The 15405-nt window shown below is 56.5% G+C and carries 18 protein-coding genes; 10 read left to right on the top strand and 8 right to left on the bottom strand.

Annotated features, from left to right (window positions below; genetic code table 11):
- Nucleotides 1-48 precede the first annotated feature (48 nt).
- Genes ACR0D6_RS01895 through ACR0D6_RS01880 form a run of 4 tightly spaced genes read left to right on the top strand, consistent with a single transcriptional unit; the run spans nt 49 to nt 1953 of the window.
- Nucleotides 49-516, top strand: a complete 468-nt coding sequence (locus ACR0D6_RS01895) for an EF-hand domain-containing protein (protein ID WP_480448960.1) — start codon at nt 49-51, stop codon at nt 514-516.
- 6 nt (nt 517-522) lie between these two features.
- Entirely contained in the window at nt 523-1137 is a 615-nt protein-coding gene (locus ACR0D6_RS01890; protein ID WP_480764268.1) for an RNA polymerase sigma factor, read from the top strand.
- Nucleotides 1130-1483 (top strand): hypothetical protein, encoded by a 354-nt coding sequence (locus ACR0D6_RS01885; RefSeq protein ID WP_480764267.1) that lies wholly within the window; start codon nt 1130-1132, stop codon nt 1481-1483. Before ACR0D6_RS01890 ends, ACR0D6_RS01885 begins: the two co-directional genes overlap by 8 nt.
- Complete coding sequence (locus tag ACR0D6_RS01880) at nt 1480-1953, top strand: periplasmic heavy metal sensor (protein WP_480764266.1); 474 nt, start codon at nt 1480-1482, stop codon at nt 1951-1953. The genes ACR0D6_RS01885 and ACR0D6_RS01880 overlap by 4 nt, the downstream gene beginning before the upstream one ends.
- A gap of 39 nt (nt 1954-1992) precedes the next feature.
- Here ACR0D6_RS01880 and ACR0D6_RS01875 read toward each other — a convergent pair whose 3' ends face one another.
- Nucleotides 1993-2904 carry a response regulator gene (locus ACR0D6_RS01875; protein WP_480764265.1) on the bottom strand — a complete coding sequence of 304 codons (912 nt, stop codon included), beginning with the start codon at nt 2902-2904 and terminating at the stop codon, nt 1993-1995.
- Between the two features lie 89 nt (nt 2905-2993).
- Between ACR0D6_RS01875 and ACR0D6_RS01870 the strand changes: the two genes are divergently transcribed.
- The 6 genes from ACR0D6_RS01870 to ACR0D6_RS01845 all read left to right on the top strand — a co-directional run bounded on the left by ACR0D6_RS01870 (nt 2994) and on the right by ACR0D6_RS01845 (nt 9005).
- The gene (locus ACR0D6_RS01870) at nt 2994-3278 is read left to right on the top strand and encodes a DUF3572 domain-containing protein (RefSeq protein ID WP_170650660.1); all 285 of its coding nucleotides are present in this window, start codon (nt 2994-2996) and stop codon (nt 3276-3278) included.
- A gap of 21 nt (nt 3279-3299) precedes the next feature.
- The gene (locus ACR0D6_RS01865; protein WP_480764264.1) at nt 3300-3992 is read left to right on the top strand and encodes an HAD family hydrolase; all 693 of its coding nucleotides are present in this window, start codon (nt 3300-3302) and stop codon (nt 3990-3992) included.
- Nucleotides 3993-4109: 117 nt separating this feature from the next.
- On the top strand, nt 4110-5669 hold the full coding sequence (locus ACR0D6_RS01860; protein WP_480448972.1) for a trimethylamine methyltransferase family protein: 1560 nt from the start codon (nt 4110-4112) through the stop codon (nt 5667-5669).
- Nucleotides 5670-5811: 142 nt separating this feature from the next.
- Nucleotides 5812-6399, top strand: coding sequence for a heme NO-binding domain-containing protein (locus ACR0D6_RS01855; protein WP_480764263.1), 588 nt, complete (start codon nt 5812-5814; stop codon nt 6397-6399).
- Nucleotides 6396-7463: a diguanylate cyclase domain-containing protein gene (locus tag ACR0D6_RS01850; RefSeq protein ID WP_480764262.1), complete on the top strand. Its 1068-nt coding sequence runs from the start codon at nt 6396-6398 to the stop codon at nt 7461-7463. The genes ACR0D6_RS01855 and ACR0D6_RS01850 overlap by 4 nt, the downstream gene beginning before the upstream one ends.
- Nucleotides 7464-7601: 138 nt before the next feature.
- Complete coding sequence (locus ACR0D6_RS01845; protein WP_480764261.1) at nt 7602-9005, top strand: peptidoglycan-binding domain-containing protein; 1404 nt, start codon at nt 7602-7604, stop codon at nt 9003-9005.
- Between the two features lie 83 nt (nt 9006-9088).
- Here the strand turns inward: ACR0D6_RS01845 and ACR0D6_RS01840 are convergent, their stop codons facing one another.
- From ACR0D6_RS01840 to ACR0D6_RS01810, 7 genes are all read right to left on the bottom strand, one after another.
- On the bottom strand, nt 9089-9796 hold the full coding sequence (locus tag ACR0D6_RS01840; RefSeq protein ID WP_170650654.1) for a CbiX/SirB N-terminal domain-containing protein: 708 nt from the start codon (nt 9794-9796) through the stop codon (nt 9089-9091).
- Between the two features lie 76 nt (nt 9797-9872).
- The gene (locus tag ACR0D6_RS01835) at nt 9873-10808 is read right to left on the bottom strand and encodes an AEC family transporter (protein ID WP_170650653.1); all 936 of its coding nucleotides are present in this window, start codon (nt 10806-10808) and stop codon (nt 9873-9875) included.
- A gap of 62 nt (nt 10809-10870) precedes the next feature.
- Nucleotides 10871-11671 carry an MBL fold metallo-hydrolase gene (locus tag ACR0D6_RS01830; protein WP_480764260.1) on the bottom strand — a complete coding sequence of 267 codons (801 nt, stop codon included), beginning with the start codon at nt 11669-11671 and terminating at the stop codon, nt 10871-10873.
- Complete coding sequence (locus tag ACR0D6_RS01825; protein WP_480764259.1) at nt 11668-12483, bottom strand: TatD family hydrolase; 816 nt, start codon at nt 12481-12483, stop codon at nt 11668-11670. Before ACR0D6_RS01825 ends, ACR0D6_RS01830 begins: the two co-directional genes overlap by 4 nt.
- Nucleotides 12480-13601 (bottom strand): DNA polymerase III subunit delta', encoded by a 1122-nt coding sequence (locus tag ACR0D6_RS01820; RefSeq protein WP_480764258.1) that lies wholly within the window; start codon nt 13599-13601, stop codon nt 12480-12482. Before ACR0D6_RS01820 ends, ACR0D6_RS01825 begins: the two co-directional genes overlap by 4 nt.
- A gap of 6 nt (nt 13602-13607) precedes the next feature.
- Complete coding sequence (gene tmk, locus ACR0D6_RS01815) at nt 13608-14234, bottom strand: dTMP kinase (RefSeq protein WP_480764257.1); 627 nt, start codon at nt 14232-14234, stop codon at nt 13608-13610.
- On the bottom strand, nt 14231-15397 hold the full coding sequence (locus ACR0D6_RS01810; protein WP_480764256.1) for a D-alanyl-D-alanine carboxypeptidase family protein: 1167 nt from the start codon (nt 15395-15397) through the stop codon (nt 14231-14233). Before ACR0D6_RS01810 ends, tmk begins: the two co-directional genes overlap by 4 nt.
- Nucleotides 15398-15405 lie beyond the last annotated feature (8 nt).

The following is a 15405-nucleotide window of genomic DNA, read 5'->3' as shown; positions in this document are numbered from 1 at the left end:
TAGGTAGAAACGGCGGCACAGGGTCGCCGCAATTTTGGGGAAATCGCCATGAAACATTCGAGCTTTATTTCGGCAATCGTTCTTTCTGCAGTTGCCTTCACCGGCACCAGTGCATTGGCAATGGGACCGCGGGGCGGGGCACCGGCATCCTTTGAAGAACTGGACGCCGACGGGAATGGCGAAGTGACAAAGGCAGAGCTGGAGGCGCATCGCGCCAGCCGGTTTTCTGATGCGGATACCGATGGTGACGGTAAACTGAGTGTCGAGGAAATGCAGGCGGCCGCGCAGAAAAAGGTAAATGACCGCGTCGCAAAGATGTTCGAACGTCGGGACGCCAACAATGACGGGTTTTTGAGCGAAGATGAAATGCCGAAACCGCGCCGCGCTGACAAGATGTTTGATCGTGTTGATGCAGACGGAAATGGTACCATATCGGAACAGGAATATGCAGACGCGCGCGAAAGAATGGGCAAACATCGCAAGAAGCATGGCCAGGGTGGTGCTGACAAGAACTGATGCGGGATGGAGGATCTGATCTCCATAGCGGATACAACTCGTGGCGGCAGCGCCGCCGCGAGTGAACCCGGTGATGACGAGTTGCTGGAGCAATTCGCGAATGGAGACGGTACTGCTGCGCGTTTGCTAACGGATCGTCTGGGGCCACGCACTTATTCTGTGGCATTGCGGATGCTGGGAAACCGTGCCGAAGCCGAGGATGTGTCGCAAGAGGCGATGATGCGCCTTTGGCGGATGGCACCGGACTGGCGGCCGGGACAGGCCAGGATTTCCACCTGGCTATACCGCGTTACATTGAATTTGTGCGTCGATATCCGGCGAAGGAAGCGCCCCGAGGCATTGGAAAATGTTCCAGAGCCGCAAGACGCCACCGCAAGTGCCGCCGAACGAATGCAGGAAGCGGCGCGATTGGGTGCGCTGGAGGAGGCGTTGGCCCAACTGCCGGATCGACAAAGACAGGCGGTGATTCTGCGCCACATCGAAGAACTGCCAAATCCGGAAATCGCCGGAATTATGGATGTTTCCGTGGAGGCAGTGGAAAGTCTAACGGCACGTGGCAAGCGTGCTCTGACCGGCATTCTTGCAGATCGCCGAGAAGAACTGGGGTATGACAATGGCTGAGAACGACACCGAACTGGATCGCCTGTTTGCAGCTGCACGGCAAAACCGGAACCATCTGCCGGACGATCTGGCCATTCGCATGATGACCGATGCCGAAGCTGTTCGGCTGGAGCGTTTGAAGCCCAAATCAGCACCAGCGCAGCGGCTAAGGCGGCGCATCCTTGACGCCATCGGTGGCTGGCAGGGGCTTGGCGGGTTGGTAGCGGCCAGTGCGGCCGGTGTCTGGATCGGTTTTGCGGCGCCGGGTTTCTTGCCCGATCCCGCAAATCTGTGGATGCCACAGAACACCGTCTTTGTGATCGCAGATATCACTCTGGATGAGGTTTATTCGGAGGATGGGCAATGAGTGAAGAAAGAAAAAAGAAATTCAGGTGGATGCCAGTGATGCTGGCGGTTTCGCTGGCTTGCAATTTGCTGGTGGTGGGGGTCATCGCCGGAACTGCGCTTCGGTTCCGGGATGGTGGAGGTGTCCGGTTCTCGCAAGGGTTTGGACCTGCATTGTACCGCGCACTGCCGGACCAGGACCGCAAAGCGTTCAGATCGGAACTGGCAGATCGTCACAAGCATGGCGCGCGCGGGCGGTCTCAGGATTTAAAGGCTTTGAGTCAGGCATTACGTTCCGTGCCATTCGACGCCGAAGAAGTACAGATTCTCATTGAAAGCAAGGCACAAGAGCGGGCAGACGTTCATAAGGCGCTGAACCAAATTTGGCTGGTGCGTGTGACCGAAATGTCAGACGAGGAAAGGTCAGCTTACGCGGATCGTTTGGAAGAAATCATGGCCAAGGGTCACCGCCATTGGAAAAAACGGGATTAAAGTGCCCATGCAGCGGATCGCAGAAGCCTCCCCATGACCTCAACCAATAGTGTCGGTTGTGCAGGCAGGTCCGGGGAGGTTGACAATCCCCCGGCGCAATGATGCACGCAAATTGTCGTTCTTTGACTTCTTCCTGAGTTGCGCATTCAGTCTCAAGGAAAGCTCGTGTTCGCAGAACGGTCCCTGCATGATTGCATCCGCGCCGCGATCCAACGCTGCGGCGCCCAATTCAATGTTTGCCTCGGTTGATACTGCAATTAACACAGAGTGACGAGTTGCGCTGTGGGACCGAAGGTCAGCCAACACTTTCAACCCTGCACGGTCCGTTCCCAATTCGATAACAGCTGCGCCAGGTGTGGGAGAGGGCAGGTCGGCAAGAAAATCCTGTACGGGGTGATGAACTAGAGTATGCCGGGTGCCATGCTTCAGCTTGCTCACCCATTTATGTCCGGTTTCAACCCTTTGTGTAAGAACGACAATTTGGGAAATGGGTTCGGGAGAAATCAGGCCGCCAGCAGGTTCGGCAAATCCGATTGATCGCGGACGCCCTGTTTTGCGCAAGTCCTTGGTATCCACACGGGAACGCAGAAGGCTGCGGACACGCGCCAGCAAGAGTTTATCACTGCAGGGCTGAACGAGAATGTCGTCCAGTCCGGCTGACAAGGCCCGTAACCGCGTGTCCTTGTCGCCGTGAGGTGAAAGGGCAACGATAGGAACGTCGGCCAGCATTTCGTTTGAGCGGATCAGGTTTTTGATATCTGCGGCCGTCCCGTCGGGCAGATTCAGCGCCGACAGGATCAAATCTGGCGGTGCCCGCCGTAGCAACGCTCCCAACCCTTCGATCCGTTCGCCTTGAACGACCCTATACCAAGCTGCAGTTAGCTGCACCTTCAGCATGATACGGTTAGTCGTGGTCCCGTCCAGGATAAGGATCGTTTGCTGTTCGGACATTGAATTTGCGACGTGGTTTGCAAGCATTGCCGAAGTGTTTATGACTCTGGTTAACAAACCCTTTCCAAAAAACGCTACAGGGCCCGCCTATGTCGATTTCCGCTGATGCCGCCGAAACTCTGGCGCTGAGAATCCTCGGTTGGTTGGTGAGCAATGATGAGTTGCTGCCCGTATTTCTGGGTTCAACCGGCGTTTCCGAAGCGGAATTGCGGGCACGTGTCAACGAATCTGAATTTCTCGCGTCGGTATTGGGATTCTTGATGCTTGACGATTCCTGGGTTGTGGCCTTTTGTGACGCCAATTCTGTGCCCTATGAACTTCCGGCACAGGCACATGCAGTCATGTCCGGCGCGTCGGATATGCACTGGACCTGACACGAAAACCGGAGATACGGGATGCCTATCGAAGCCATTTTATTCGACAAAGATGGCACTTTGTTTGACTTTTCAGCTACTTGGAGCGCATTTGGACGTTCCTTTCTGCTGCGAGCAGCCAGCGGGGATGAAGCGCATGCGGCATGGCTGGGAACCAGAATCGGTTTTGATCTGGCGCGCGGAGAATACGCAAGTGACAGCGTGGTGATTGCTGCGCCGGTCGATGAGATAGCCCACGTTTTGCTGCCCCACGTCCCCGGCATGACACATGCCGGTCTGGTCAACATGATCAACGACGAAGCGGCATTGGCCCCACAGGTACCAGCCGTTCCGCTGGCACCCCTGCTGACCGCCCTCAGAGACTCAGGCAGAAAATTAGGGGTGGCAACAAATGATGCGCAAGCGCCTGCCATGGCGCATCTGAGTTCGGTTGGAATACACGAGTATTTCGACTTTATTGCCGGATATGACAGCGGCCACGGCGCAAAGCCCGGACCGGGTCAGTTACTGGCATTTGCTGCACATGTAGGTGTTGAGCCCGGGCGCATCGCGATGGTCGGGGATAGCCGCCATGATCTGCAGGCCGGGCGAGCTGCCGGGATGACAACGGTTGGCGTACTGACGGGACTTGCCGTTGAAAACGATCTTGCGCCTCTGGCTGATGTCGTCTTGCCGGATATTGGACACATTCCTGACTGGTTGACGGCAGCCTGAGCTAAACAGGAATTTCGGCACTTCATCTGCGGAAAGCGACAAAAGCTGTCGCAGACAGAGCGGCCACAAGCACCTGCTTTGGTCCTTCCTTGTGTTAAGCAAACACAAGAGGACCTCATGGCCGACAATATGACACGCAAGCGCCGCAGCGGTGGTCGGGCTGGCGCCGCTTCCCGCAGGGGAGCGGCCGTTATCGATCAGATGCCCTGGAACCCGCCGGTCAACATTGACAGGCCGGTTGAGCCGCTGGGTCCGGAGGGCATCGAAGCGATCCACGAAGGAGCGATGCACATCCTCGAAGAGATCGGTATCGAATTCTACAATGAGGAAGCGATCGGTATTCTGCGCGAGGCGGGGTGCACCATCAACGGCGACAACGTGCGTATGGGCCGTGACTTTGTAATGGAAATGATTGGAAAGGCCCCCAGCAGCTTTACGATCACCCCCCGCAATCTCGAGCGTACAATCGAAATCGGCGGTAAGACGATGCTTTTTGGCAATGTCTCCTCTCCGCCGAACTACTGGGACATGGAGATTGGGAAAAAGGTTCCCGGCACTCGCGAGCAATGCGCCAACCTTTTGAAGCTGACACAATACTTCAACTGTATTCATTTCGCCGGCGGCTATCCGGTTGAGCCGGTGGATATCCATGCCAGCATCCGCCATCTGGATGTGCTGTATGACAAACTGACCCTGACCGACAAAGCGATGCACGCCTATTGCCTTGGCAAAGAGCGGGTCGAGGATGTGATGGAGATGGTTCGCATTGCTGGCGGCCTGACCCATGAAGAGTTCGAGGCTTCGCCAAGGATGTATTCCAACATCAACTCGACATCCCCGCTGAAGCACGATCACCCGATGATTGACGGGTGTTTGCGGCTTGCGCGGCGCGGTCAGGCCATTGTGGTGACGCCGTTCACCTTGGCTGGTGCCATGGCCCCTGTGACAATGGCGGGTGCGGTGGCGCAATCGCTGGCTGAAGCTTTGTGCGCAATTGCACTCTTTCAGTACGTCCGGCCCGGAATTCCCTGTGTCATCGGGACATTCACGTCCAATGTTGACATGAAATCTGGCGCACCAGCCTTCGGTACTCCGGAATATATGCGCTCAACGCAGATGACCGGTCAGATGGCCCGGTTTTACGGTCTGCCAATGCGTTCCTCAGGAGTTTGCGCCGCGAACGTACCAGACGGGCAGGCAATGTGGGAGACATCGAACTCTCTGTGGGCCGCTGTGCAATCCGGTACAAACATGGTCTATCACGCCGCCGGCTGGCTTGAAGGCGGGCTGATCGCCAGCCCTGAGAAATTCATTATGGATTGCGAAATCCTTCAGCAGATTCAAAGGTATATGCAGCCTGAAATCACGGCCACCGGACCCGATGAAATCGCGCTCGATGCGATCAAGGCTGTCGGCAACGACGGGCATTTCTTTGGCATTCAGCATACTCAGGACCGTTATACGACGGCCTTCTATCAGCCTTTCCTGAGTGACTGGAAAAACTATGAAGGCTGGGAAGTTGCGGGAGGAATCTGGACCGCTGAACGTGCCCATCACATGTTCAAGGAGATCATCGGTAACTTTGAAGCCCCGCCCATCGACGACGCGATCCGTGAGGAACTGGCCGACTTTGTTGCTCGCAGAAAATCCGAGGGTGGCGCGCCGACGGACTTCTGATCCTTTGTCCCGACCGCTACCTTGGCGGTCGGGTTAAATTCCGGCGTCCGGAATTCGAAAATTGACCTGCTCAGAGATGATTTTCGGAATTTGTTAAGCTTTTACGGATGAACATTTGCATGGTGGCAATCGGGAACCAACCATGCATGGGCTGATCAACAAGGCAATTCAATCCTTTGTCTGCTCGACTTACGGCAGGGCTCGATGGCTGCGCGTAACCGAGGCTGCGGAAATCGGCTTTGCAGAGTTCGAAGCTATGTTGGTTTATGACCATGAGGTGTCCTTCGGAGTGCTGGACGCACTGTGTTCCGAGCTGAGGCGAAGCCGCGAGGAAGTTCTTGAAGATCTTGGTACTTTCCTTGTTTCTCACCCAAGTACCGAAGGTTTGCGTCGTCTCCTAAGGTTCGGCGGTCTCACCTACATCGAGTTTCTGCATTCTCTGGATGACCTGGCTGATCGCGCTCAACTGGCGGTTTCGGACTTGAAGCTGCCACCACTGGAGCTTTCGGAATTGGGCTCGGCGGAATTCAAGTTGACGTGTCACCCGGGTTTACCCGGATTTTCCAGCGTGATGGTCGGCGTTTTGCGTGCAATGGCTGATGACTACGGTGCTCTGGTAATACTGTCTCATGGCAACAGTCAGGATGGGATGGACGTTATCTCGATAATTCTGGTGGAAAGTACATTTGCCAAGGGGCGCCACTTTGATCTGGGGGCTCGGGCTACATGATTGGGATCGACGATCTTGGACGGTTACTGACGACACTTTGTCCGATGTTCGTGGTGCTCGATGAACGTGGAGAAATTCAGAAAGTAGGCCCAACGTTGCAAAAGCTGCGCCCGGCACAGCCAATGCCTGGGAGAAACTTTCTTGAGTTATTCGAGATACTTCGCCCGAGAGACGTAAAGACGGCTCGGGTGCTTTTGACCTCTTCGGGAACCAAGCTCAAGCTGCGGTTTCGGGATCAGCCGCGAACAACGTTGAAAGGAGTGATAGAGGCCATTCCAAACGGATCAGGCGCCGTCGTCAATTTGTCGTTCGGGATATCGATCCTTGATGCGGTTCGTGACTATGAACTTACTAGCGCCGATTTTTCAGGCACTGATCTGGCAATCGAGCTTTTATATCTGGTCGAGGCAAAATCCGCAGCGATGGAAGCGTCTCGTACTCTGAACAAGCGCTTGCAGGGGGCCATGCTAGCCGCCGAAGAGCAGGCTTTTACGGACACATTGACCGGCCTCAAGAACCGTCGTGCGGCCGACCAGATACTTGATCATCTGTCAGCCTCACAGACACCTTTTGCGCTTATGCACCTTGATCTGGATTTTTTTAAGTCGGTGAACGACCGATTGGGGCATGCGGCAGGCGATCACGTGCTGCGGCAGGTAGCACGCGCAATGGTCGAGGAGATTCGGAATGACGATACGGCCGCCCGGGTCGGCGGGGACGAGTTTGTTCTTATCTTCAAAAATCTGACAGACAGGCAAATACTGGAAGGGATTGCCGGGCGTCTCATTGACCGGTTGCAAAGGCCGATCCCGTTCGAAGGGCATGATTGTCGGATTTCTGCCAGCATTGGAACGGCGCTTTCTACGCAGTTCTCCAGAACTGACGCCGACGAAATACTGAATGCGGCTGATCTGGCGTTGTACGAAGCCAAAAGGACCGGCAGGGCCTGCCATAGGTTCTTTGATACGGTTTACACGTCTCCGAACCTCGAGGGCGTACTGACTTCAGGGGAGTGCCAACACTCTGCGGATATATGCCGGAATTCACCAGACACAACTGGGTGAATTGCGAGATTGAAGGGCCAAAGCATAAGAATAGATTCGCCACGGCCCCACGAAATATGGCAGAATTGATGTGTATTGAGTCCATTCGGATATTTTAGGCCAGGGCATTGCCTGACCCGGATAAAGTGAGGTTTCATCATGTTCGCAAAATACCTGTGTACTACCGTCATCGCCGCAAGTCTTTGCTCCATTCCCGCCGAAGAAACACAAGCCGACGAGGCTGCAGCATTCATCGGGGGCGCATTGCTTGGTGGGCTGGTCGTGAATGAGGTCCACAAGAACAAGCAGCGAAAGCAACAAGCTACGCGGCAATCCACGTCCAAAAGCTATTCTTCCGGCATTTCATCAGCACAGCGCCAGCAAAACCGCGAAGTACAGACGGCACTGAACTATTTTAGCTACAACGTCGGAGGCGTCGATGGTGTGCTTGGCAGAAACAGCCGCGCAGCCATTTCCCGCTTTCAGGCCGATATGGGATACCCGGCCGACGGGTACCTGAACGACAACGAGCGCGCTTTTCTGGTGAATTCCTATCAGCGCGCTTTGGCCAGCGCACATGTGCCGCCATACAATCAAATCCTCGCCAGTCAGGGCCAGGCTGGGCTGTTGCGGACTTATAGGAACGAACAACTGGGGATCGTGACGCCTCAGACACCGCAGGCGGCGCATTCGCAAGGCCAGCTAGCCTACGCACAGCCGCAAGGTCAGTCGGCTACAGTGCCGCAATTAGGGGGAACTACACCGCTGGCTACTGCACCTGCTTCGACGCAGCCTCAGGGTCAGCTTGCGGCCCTTCCGCAAGTTGGTGGAGATCAGGGCAGCGTTCAAACCACTGCCGCACGTGCTGATACTGGTGGCCAATTGCCCGCATTCGCGTTTGCTCCGACAGGAACGTCGGCCGTGAAACTGTGCAATGATACGAGTATTCTGACCGCGTCGAATACTGAAACACCTGAGGCACTGGCCAAAAGCAATCCTGAACTGGCACTGAATCAGCAGTTCTGTCAGGCGCGCATCCAGTCAATTGCAGAGGCCAACCGACTGGAGGAAGGCGTGCCCAACATGACGGCACCGCAGATCGAACAGCAGTGCGAGCAGCTGACAAAGGCGGTATCCCCTTACATTCAGGGTATTTCTACGGAAACAGCGGATAGCGTGATCGCCGCAACTTCGACTTTCCTGCAGCAATCCGGTCAACCGATGAACCAGCTGATATCGGGTGGCGAGATTTGCCTGGGTGTTGGCTATCGTACCGATAACGGAGAAATGGCGATGGCTTCGGCTGCATTGCTAACCGCCGCGGGCGAGCAGGGATATGGTGAACTGGTCAGCCATCAATTGCGCGAAGGTATCGGCGCAACCAAGGCAACCGGTGCTGAGGCGTCGGAATGGATGCAATTGGCGCTGAACGCAGCGGAAAGCGGTAATGCCATTCCGGGTCAAACGCCGGAACGCATTGCGGTTCTCAAGGCTGCATCCGGGCCCGGTGGCAGCGCGTCAACGTCGAGCATTCCGGTATTTCAAACCTCGACCGGGGACTGATTTATCGGCATCCGAAGACGAACTGCTGGGTTAATTGTCAAGGCCGCCGAAAAGCGGCCTTGATACATTGTATGATTGGTAGGTCAGGAGTGGTCGGAGCAACCAAAATGACGACTTAGCTGTGTTGCAATGTGTTTTGGGATTTGGGGTAGCTCGCTGAGCGTCGGCAAAACGACGCCTGAAAAATCTGCACGTTGCAACTCATTTGGGACATCTTCGGAGACGTGGCCACCAGCGCAGGCAAAGAATGGCAGACAGAGTGTTTTGGGTCCGGTATCTTGGGCGGCTTCAGAAATGGATGGTGCCTCTTCTACGAACCCTATTCGAGCGGACTTGAACTCCAGATAGTGGCTTAGCGCCGCTGCAAACTCACGGGTGACTGACGAAGGGTTCTTGCTTCGGCCAGAACCATGTGCCGCAATGACAAGGGCCGTTTCAACTGAGTCCCACCGCAACCTATCCAATTCCTCGCGAAGTGTTTGCGCGACAAGTTCAGGCAGCGCGGGGTCAATTCCCAGAGGGTCAAGAATTCGCAACGGACGCTCTCCGAGGCGCTTGGGCAACGCGCCGGTCACAAACCAGCCTTTGGCCATGAAAAGTGGATATATCACCGTATCATTGGGCAGCGTGGTCAGCACCTCTTCCAGCCGTCCCGGCGCGGCCAGAGTCGCCGAATGAACAGACACATCACCGGCAGCTGCGCCCACTTTTCTGGCGAATTCGGACAGCGCGATTTCCGCCGTTTCAGGATCGGACGGTTGACCATGGGCAACTATCACCGCGTGGGGCATTTCGGACTCCGGGTTGGGTATGTCGAACGATGTGGCAAGGGTTGGCAATGTCAATAAATGATTGGAACAGGGCTATCTACGGTCCGAGGACCGCAAGCCACATCCAAACTGACAGGATTGAAACCCCGGTTCCAATAAGAACCGACGACGCGGCCACCCGTTTGGCCCGTCCATAGATATTGGCAAAAATGTAGGCGTTAAAGCCGGGTGCCATGGCGGCGTTCAGTACCCCCGAGCGGAAAAGATCCTGTGGCAGGCCGGCGGTTTTTCCAAAGATCCAGACAAGGCTTGGGTGCAACAAGAGTGATACGCCGCACACATATGCGATCGTGCGAAGGTCACCTTCGGGCCGGTATTGCACAAGCACACCGCCAAGAGCGAAAAGGGCGCCGGGTAGCGCCGCCCGCGTTATAAGGCCAAGCGCGTCATCTACAACGACAGGCAGTGACATGCCTGACAGATTGACAACAAAGCCCAGACCGATGCCGATGATCAGAGCGTTCTTGAACATCACGGTCAGGACAGATCGGATCATGCGACGGCCGCCGTGGCCACGATTCCGAATAACCTCCATTACCGTGATGCCCACGCCGTAACAAAAGGGCGAGTGAAAGGCGATGATCGCATAATTGCCGGTCAGGTTATCGGGGCCGTAGGCGCGCTCGGTAATGGGAAGTCCCAACAGGACGGAATTTGAAAACAGGCAACAGAACCCGATTGCGACGCAGTCTTCCCAATCCCGCCGAAAGATCAACCGCGCCCCAGTCATCCCCGCAAGGAAACACAGGGCGGCCGCGGTGTAAAAGCTGGCCAGAAGGCGTGGATCAAAGCTGGTGCTGAGATCGAGATTTGCAATGGCATGGAACAGAAGGCAAGGAATGGCGAAGCCCTGAGTGAACTTCATCAACCCATCAACATGGGCCTCATTGAAATACCCCGTACGGGTTGCGCCATAACCCGCACCGATCACAAGAAAGACAGGTAAAATTACGTCGATAAGGCTTTGTATCATGGTGCCACCCGGTCAAGTTCGGCGGGTGGGGGTATCTGAAGTTGCCGCAGCAGAGTCAGGTCCTACAGCCCATGACGGATCACCATGCCGTCATAGGCAGGCGTAATATGATCCGGGGTTTCCGCGTCGACTGCGACATAATCGAGGTCGATATGCATGTTCGTCAGAACCGCGCGTTTCGGCTGCAATTCCTCGATCCAGCCCAGCGTTTTTTCGAGATGGGCGTGTGTGGGATGTGGTGAGCGGCGCAAAGCGTCGATTATCAGGCAGTCGAGGTCCCTTAGCTCCGCCCAGGAAGCATCATAAAGTTCTGCAACATCAGGTAGGTAAACCAAGTTGTTCATCCTGAAGCCCAATGAATCGATCGACCCGTGATTGACCTTGAAAGGCCGGAACGGAATGGGGCCGCCGGGGCCATCCACTTCGAACGGCCCATCAATCGTCTTGAGGTCAAGGATCGGTGGATAAGGGGACCCTTCCGGTTGGATAAACGCATAGCCAAACCGGCTTAGCAGTGCGTTTTGCGTGTCCCCATCAGCCCAGACCGGAATACGCGCGCGCATGTTGAATACGATCATGCGAAGGTCATCGATACCGTGCACGTGGTCTGCGTGGGAATGGGTATAAACCACGCCGTCCAGACGCCCAGTATCTGCATCAAGCAACTGACTACGCATGTCGGGCGTGGTGTCGATCAGAACTGTTGTTGTCCCATCCGGGCCATCGCGTTCGACCAGCATCGAGCAGCGACGGCGGGTATTTCTGGGATTCTCGGGATCGCAATCCCCCCAATGCCCACCCAGTCGCGGCACACCGCCCGACGATCCGCAGCCGAGTATGGTGCAACGCAACTCTCCGGTCATGCGGCGACCTTGTAGGTTGCGGCCTTATTGAAAAGCCGGTCGAAATTGGCCTGAGTGCGGGCCGCAAACTCAGCATATTCCATACCAAACACCTCGGCCCCTTTGCGTGCTGTATGCGCCGTATAAGCCGGTTCGTTTCGTTTGCCGCGAAAGGGCGGTGGTGCCAGATACGGCGCGTCGGTTTCGACCAGAATGCGATCAATCGGTGCAGTTGCAAAGATATCGCGCAGTTCCTGGCTTTTGGGGAAGGCCGCGATGCCTGACATGGACAAGTAGAAACCAAGATCCAAAGCGGCTTTGGCCAAGTCAGCCGAGGACGAGAAACAGTGCATCACACAGGAGTACGGCGCGTTGCGATATTCGTCTGCCAGAATGCGGGCCATATCGTCATCGGCCGCTCTGGAGTGGATGATCAACGGCAGGCCTGTGCGCTGCGCCGCTTCTATGTGAATACGCAGCGACTGCTTTTGCGTTTCTGCACTGTCGCTGGTGTAGTGATAATCCAGCCCGGTTTCTCCGATCCCCACGAATTTCGGATGACGGGCCAGTGTAACCAGTTCTTCGACGGTTGCCATGGGTTCATCAGCCGCGCTCATCGGATGGGTTCCGGCGGCGTAGAAAACCGGCTCATGGGTTTCGGCGATGGCGCGAACCGTCGGTTCGTTGCGCAAGCGGGTGCAAATCGTCACCATGCGCGTCACGCCTGCATTGGCGGCGCGGGTGACGATATCGTCCAACTGGCCCTCGAAATCCGGAAAATCCAGATGGCAATGGCTATCGGTGATTTCCGGAGTGGTTTTACTGTCGCTCATCTGCTCTGACCGGCGGTTTCCTGTAACTTGAACATCGTATCTAGGACCAGCGCCGCAGGGTCAAGGTTCACCGCCTGCCCATGTCGCACACGTGCTGTGATCAGGGCGGCCACCTCGGCCCATTGGCGGGCTTGTTGGGGCGAAGCTGAGAGGCGGGCCAGCGTTGCAGCTTCGTTTTCGGCGGCCTCGGGTTGTGGTGGGGTTCCCACGGCACCCGTCACGGCCAGTCGCGACAGGGCCACATCAATCAGGGTGAGCAACAGTTCAAAGCGGTCCGCAGCGCCACGCTGCGCCGATGCCTCGGCCAATGCCAGTGCGCGCTGGCGGTCAAGACGGGGCAGGGAGCCCAGAATGGCAATAAGCTCGGCATAAATTTCCAACCCGCCAAGATTGATCATTCGGATCGCATCGCCGACCGACCCCGCAGCGAGCGCATTCAAATAATCTGTATTTTCAGGAGTTTGCGTACCCGTTTGCGCCAGAGCAGCCTGCATGTCGTCTGTACTCAAAGGCGACAACCGCAAGGTTCGGCACCGCGACCTGATGGTTGGCAAAAGCCGTGAGGGTTGGTGTGATACCAGCAAAAGCGTTGTTCGTGCCGGAGGTTCCTCAAGCATTTTCAGCAGGGCGTTGGCGGCACTGACGTTCATCTCGTCTGCGGCGTCGACTATGACGACCCGCCGGCCCCCATCCGCGGAGGATAAGCCGAAAAACCGCCCGAGTTTACGGATATCGTCCACGACGATTTCATTCCGCAACTTTCCCTGATCATTGAGCGAGCGGGTAATAGCAGCCAGACCGGGTTCGGCGCCGGCCAACATCCGGCTCAGGACAGGATGGTCAGAGGCGACATCGAGTGACGTGGGCGATGGGGGCGAGCCGAACAACCCATCTTCTTCGGCGGGAGGTGTCGCCAGCAAAAAAACGGCAATGCGCCATGCCAGTGTGGCCTTTCCCACGCCGCGTGGGCCGGTCAAAAGCCATCCGTGGTGCAATCGGTTCGAATTGTACGCGGTCAGAAACGCCTGTTCTGCGGCGTCCTGACCGAACAACCGGGGGGTTTCACGTGGGTGGGGCGCGCCGGGCGCCTGATCCGGGGTTGGGGTTTCGTCACTCATCCGTGTCTATCGCAATTCCTGCATCACGATATCTGTCACATCAGCGGCAACGCTGTCCATGTTACGGTTGCCATCAACGACCCTGAACCGATCAGAAAACTCCTGGGCCAGCGACAGGAAACCGGCGCGCATCTGACGCTGCAGGTCCGGGCCGAAATCCTCGAACCGTTCTTCGGCCCCTTGCCGCCCCTTCGCACGTGAAAGGCCGGTATCTGGGTCCATGTCGATGAGCAGCGTCAAATCCGGTTCCCGCCCGATCATCAGGGAATGCAACTGATCGACCACACCCCGCAAATCTCCACGTGAAAGCCCCTGATACATGCGGGTGCTGTCGGCAAACCGATCACAGATCACCACTTTTCCCTCAGCCAATGCAGGTTCGATCGTCCGTTCCAGATGGTCGCGGCGGGCCGCGGTGAACAGCAACAGCTCGGTCTCGGCCGACCAGCGGTCAGGATCGCCTTCGAGCACAAGACGCCGTATCTCCTCGGCGCCCGGAGAGCCTCCGGGCTCTCGGGTCAGGATCACGTCTCGACCGAGGGATCGCAAATGATCGGCCAAACGCCGCGCCTGCGTTGATTTTCCTGAACCGTCGATGCCTTCGAACGTCAGAAACAGTCCGGGCTTTGTCACATGGCCTCCAGCGGGCGGTTGATTACGTCTTTCAGCACAATACCCGCAACAGTCATCATTCTTACGACAAATCCGCCAAGTGCGACATCTTCAGCCGCAACCAGCGGACGACGGATTTCAGGCAATCCTTCGGGTTTGATTACCAGTTCCGCCAGCTGCTGGCCTCTGGTTACCGGGGCGTTAATCGGCCCCTGATAGACCACCTCGGCTTCTATGTCTTTGGCGCCAAGGACCGGAAACAAAAGGTTCAAATCCTGTTCCGGCACCAAGCCTACCGATTGTTGGGCACCCATCCAGATTTCCGCTTGGGCAATTGGGGTTTCTTCGGTTGCGACGGTCTTCTCGACAAAATTTCGAAACGACCAGTTAACCACGGCCTCAGCCTCCTCTGCGCGGCGGGCGGTGCTGTCCAATCCTGACAAAACAAAAATAACCCTGCGGTCGCCTTGCTTGGCCGATCCGACCAACCCATATCCGGCTTCGTTGGTGTGGCCGGTTTTTAGCCCGTCCGCGCCAATATCCAGCTTTAGCAACGGGTTCCGGTTGCGGGCATTGGAGGGCGCACGGCCATCAAACGCGAACTCCTCTTCGGCAAAGAGCGGATAGTATTCGGGAAAATCGGCAATCAGGTGGTCCGCCAGTATGGCCAGATCGTGAACGGACATCATGTGACCAGCGGCAGGCCAGCCATTGGAATTCGCGAAGTTGGAGTTGTTCATCCCCATCTGCTGTGCACGTTGCGTCATGTAGCGGGCAAAACCGGCTTCGGTGCCGTCGGGGCTCAGCGCTTCGGCGATCACGACGCACGCGTCATTGCCTGACAGAACAATGATGCCGCGTAGCAGATCCTCGACACGAACCCGGTCTTGAGTGTTCAGGAACATGGTTGAGCCGCCATAACTCATTGCGTGTTCGGAAACTGGTAGCCTTTCGTCCAATGTCAGGCGCCCGTCGCGCAACGCTTCGAACGCCACGTACAACGTCATCAACTTGGACATCGACGCCGGCGGTAGCGGCTGATCCGCATCCTTTGACAGTAAAACCGTGCCGGTTGTCTGATCCAAAACATAAGCCGCCCGGGCAGATGTATCGAAGGCCTGAACGGGAAGCGCGAGAAGCGCAAAGCCGGCGGCCAGAGCAGTTTTTCGCAGCGAGGACAGCATTTGAGACC

This window comes from Ruegeria sp. BJ6 (genome assembly GCF_056537885.1).
Note: the sequence above shows the minus strand (reverse complement) of the source record. Positions and strands in the feature narration are given on the sequence as shown.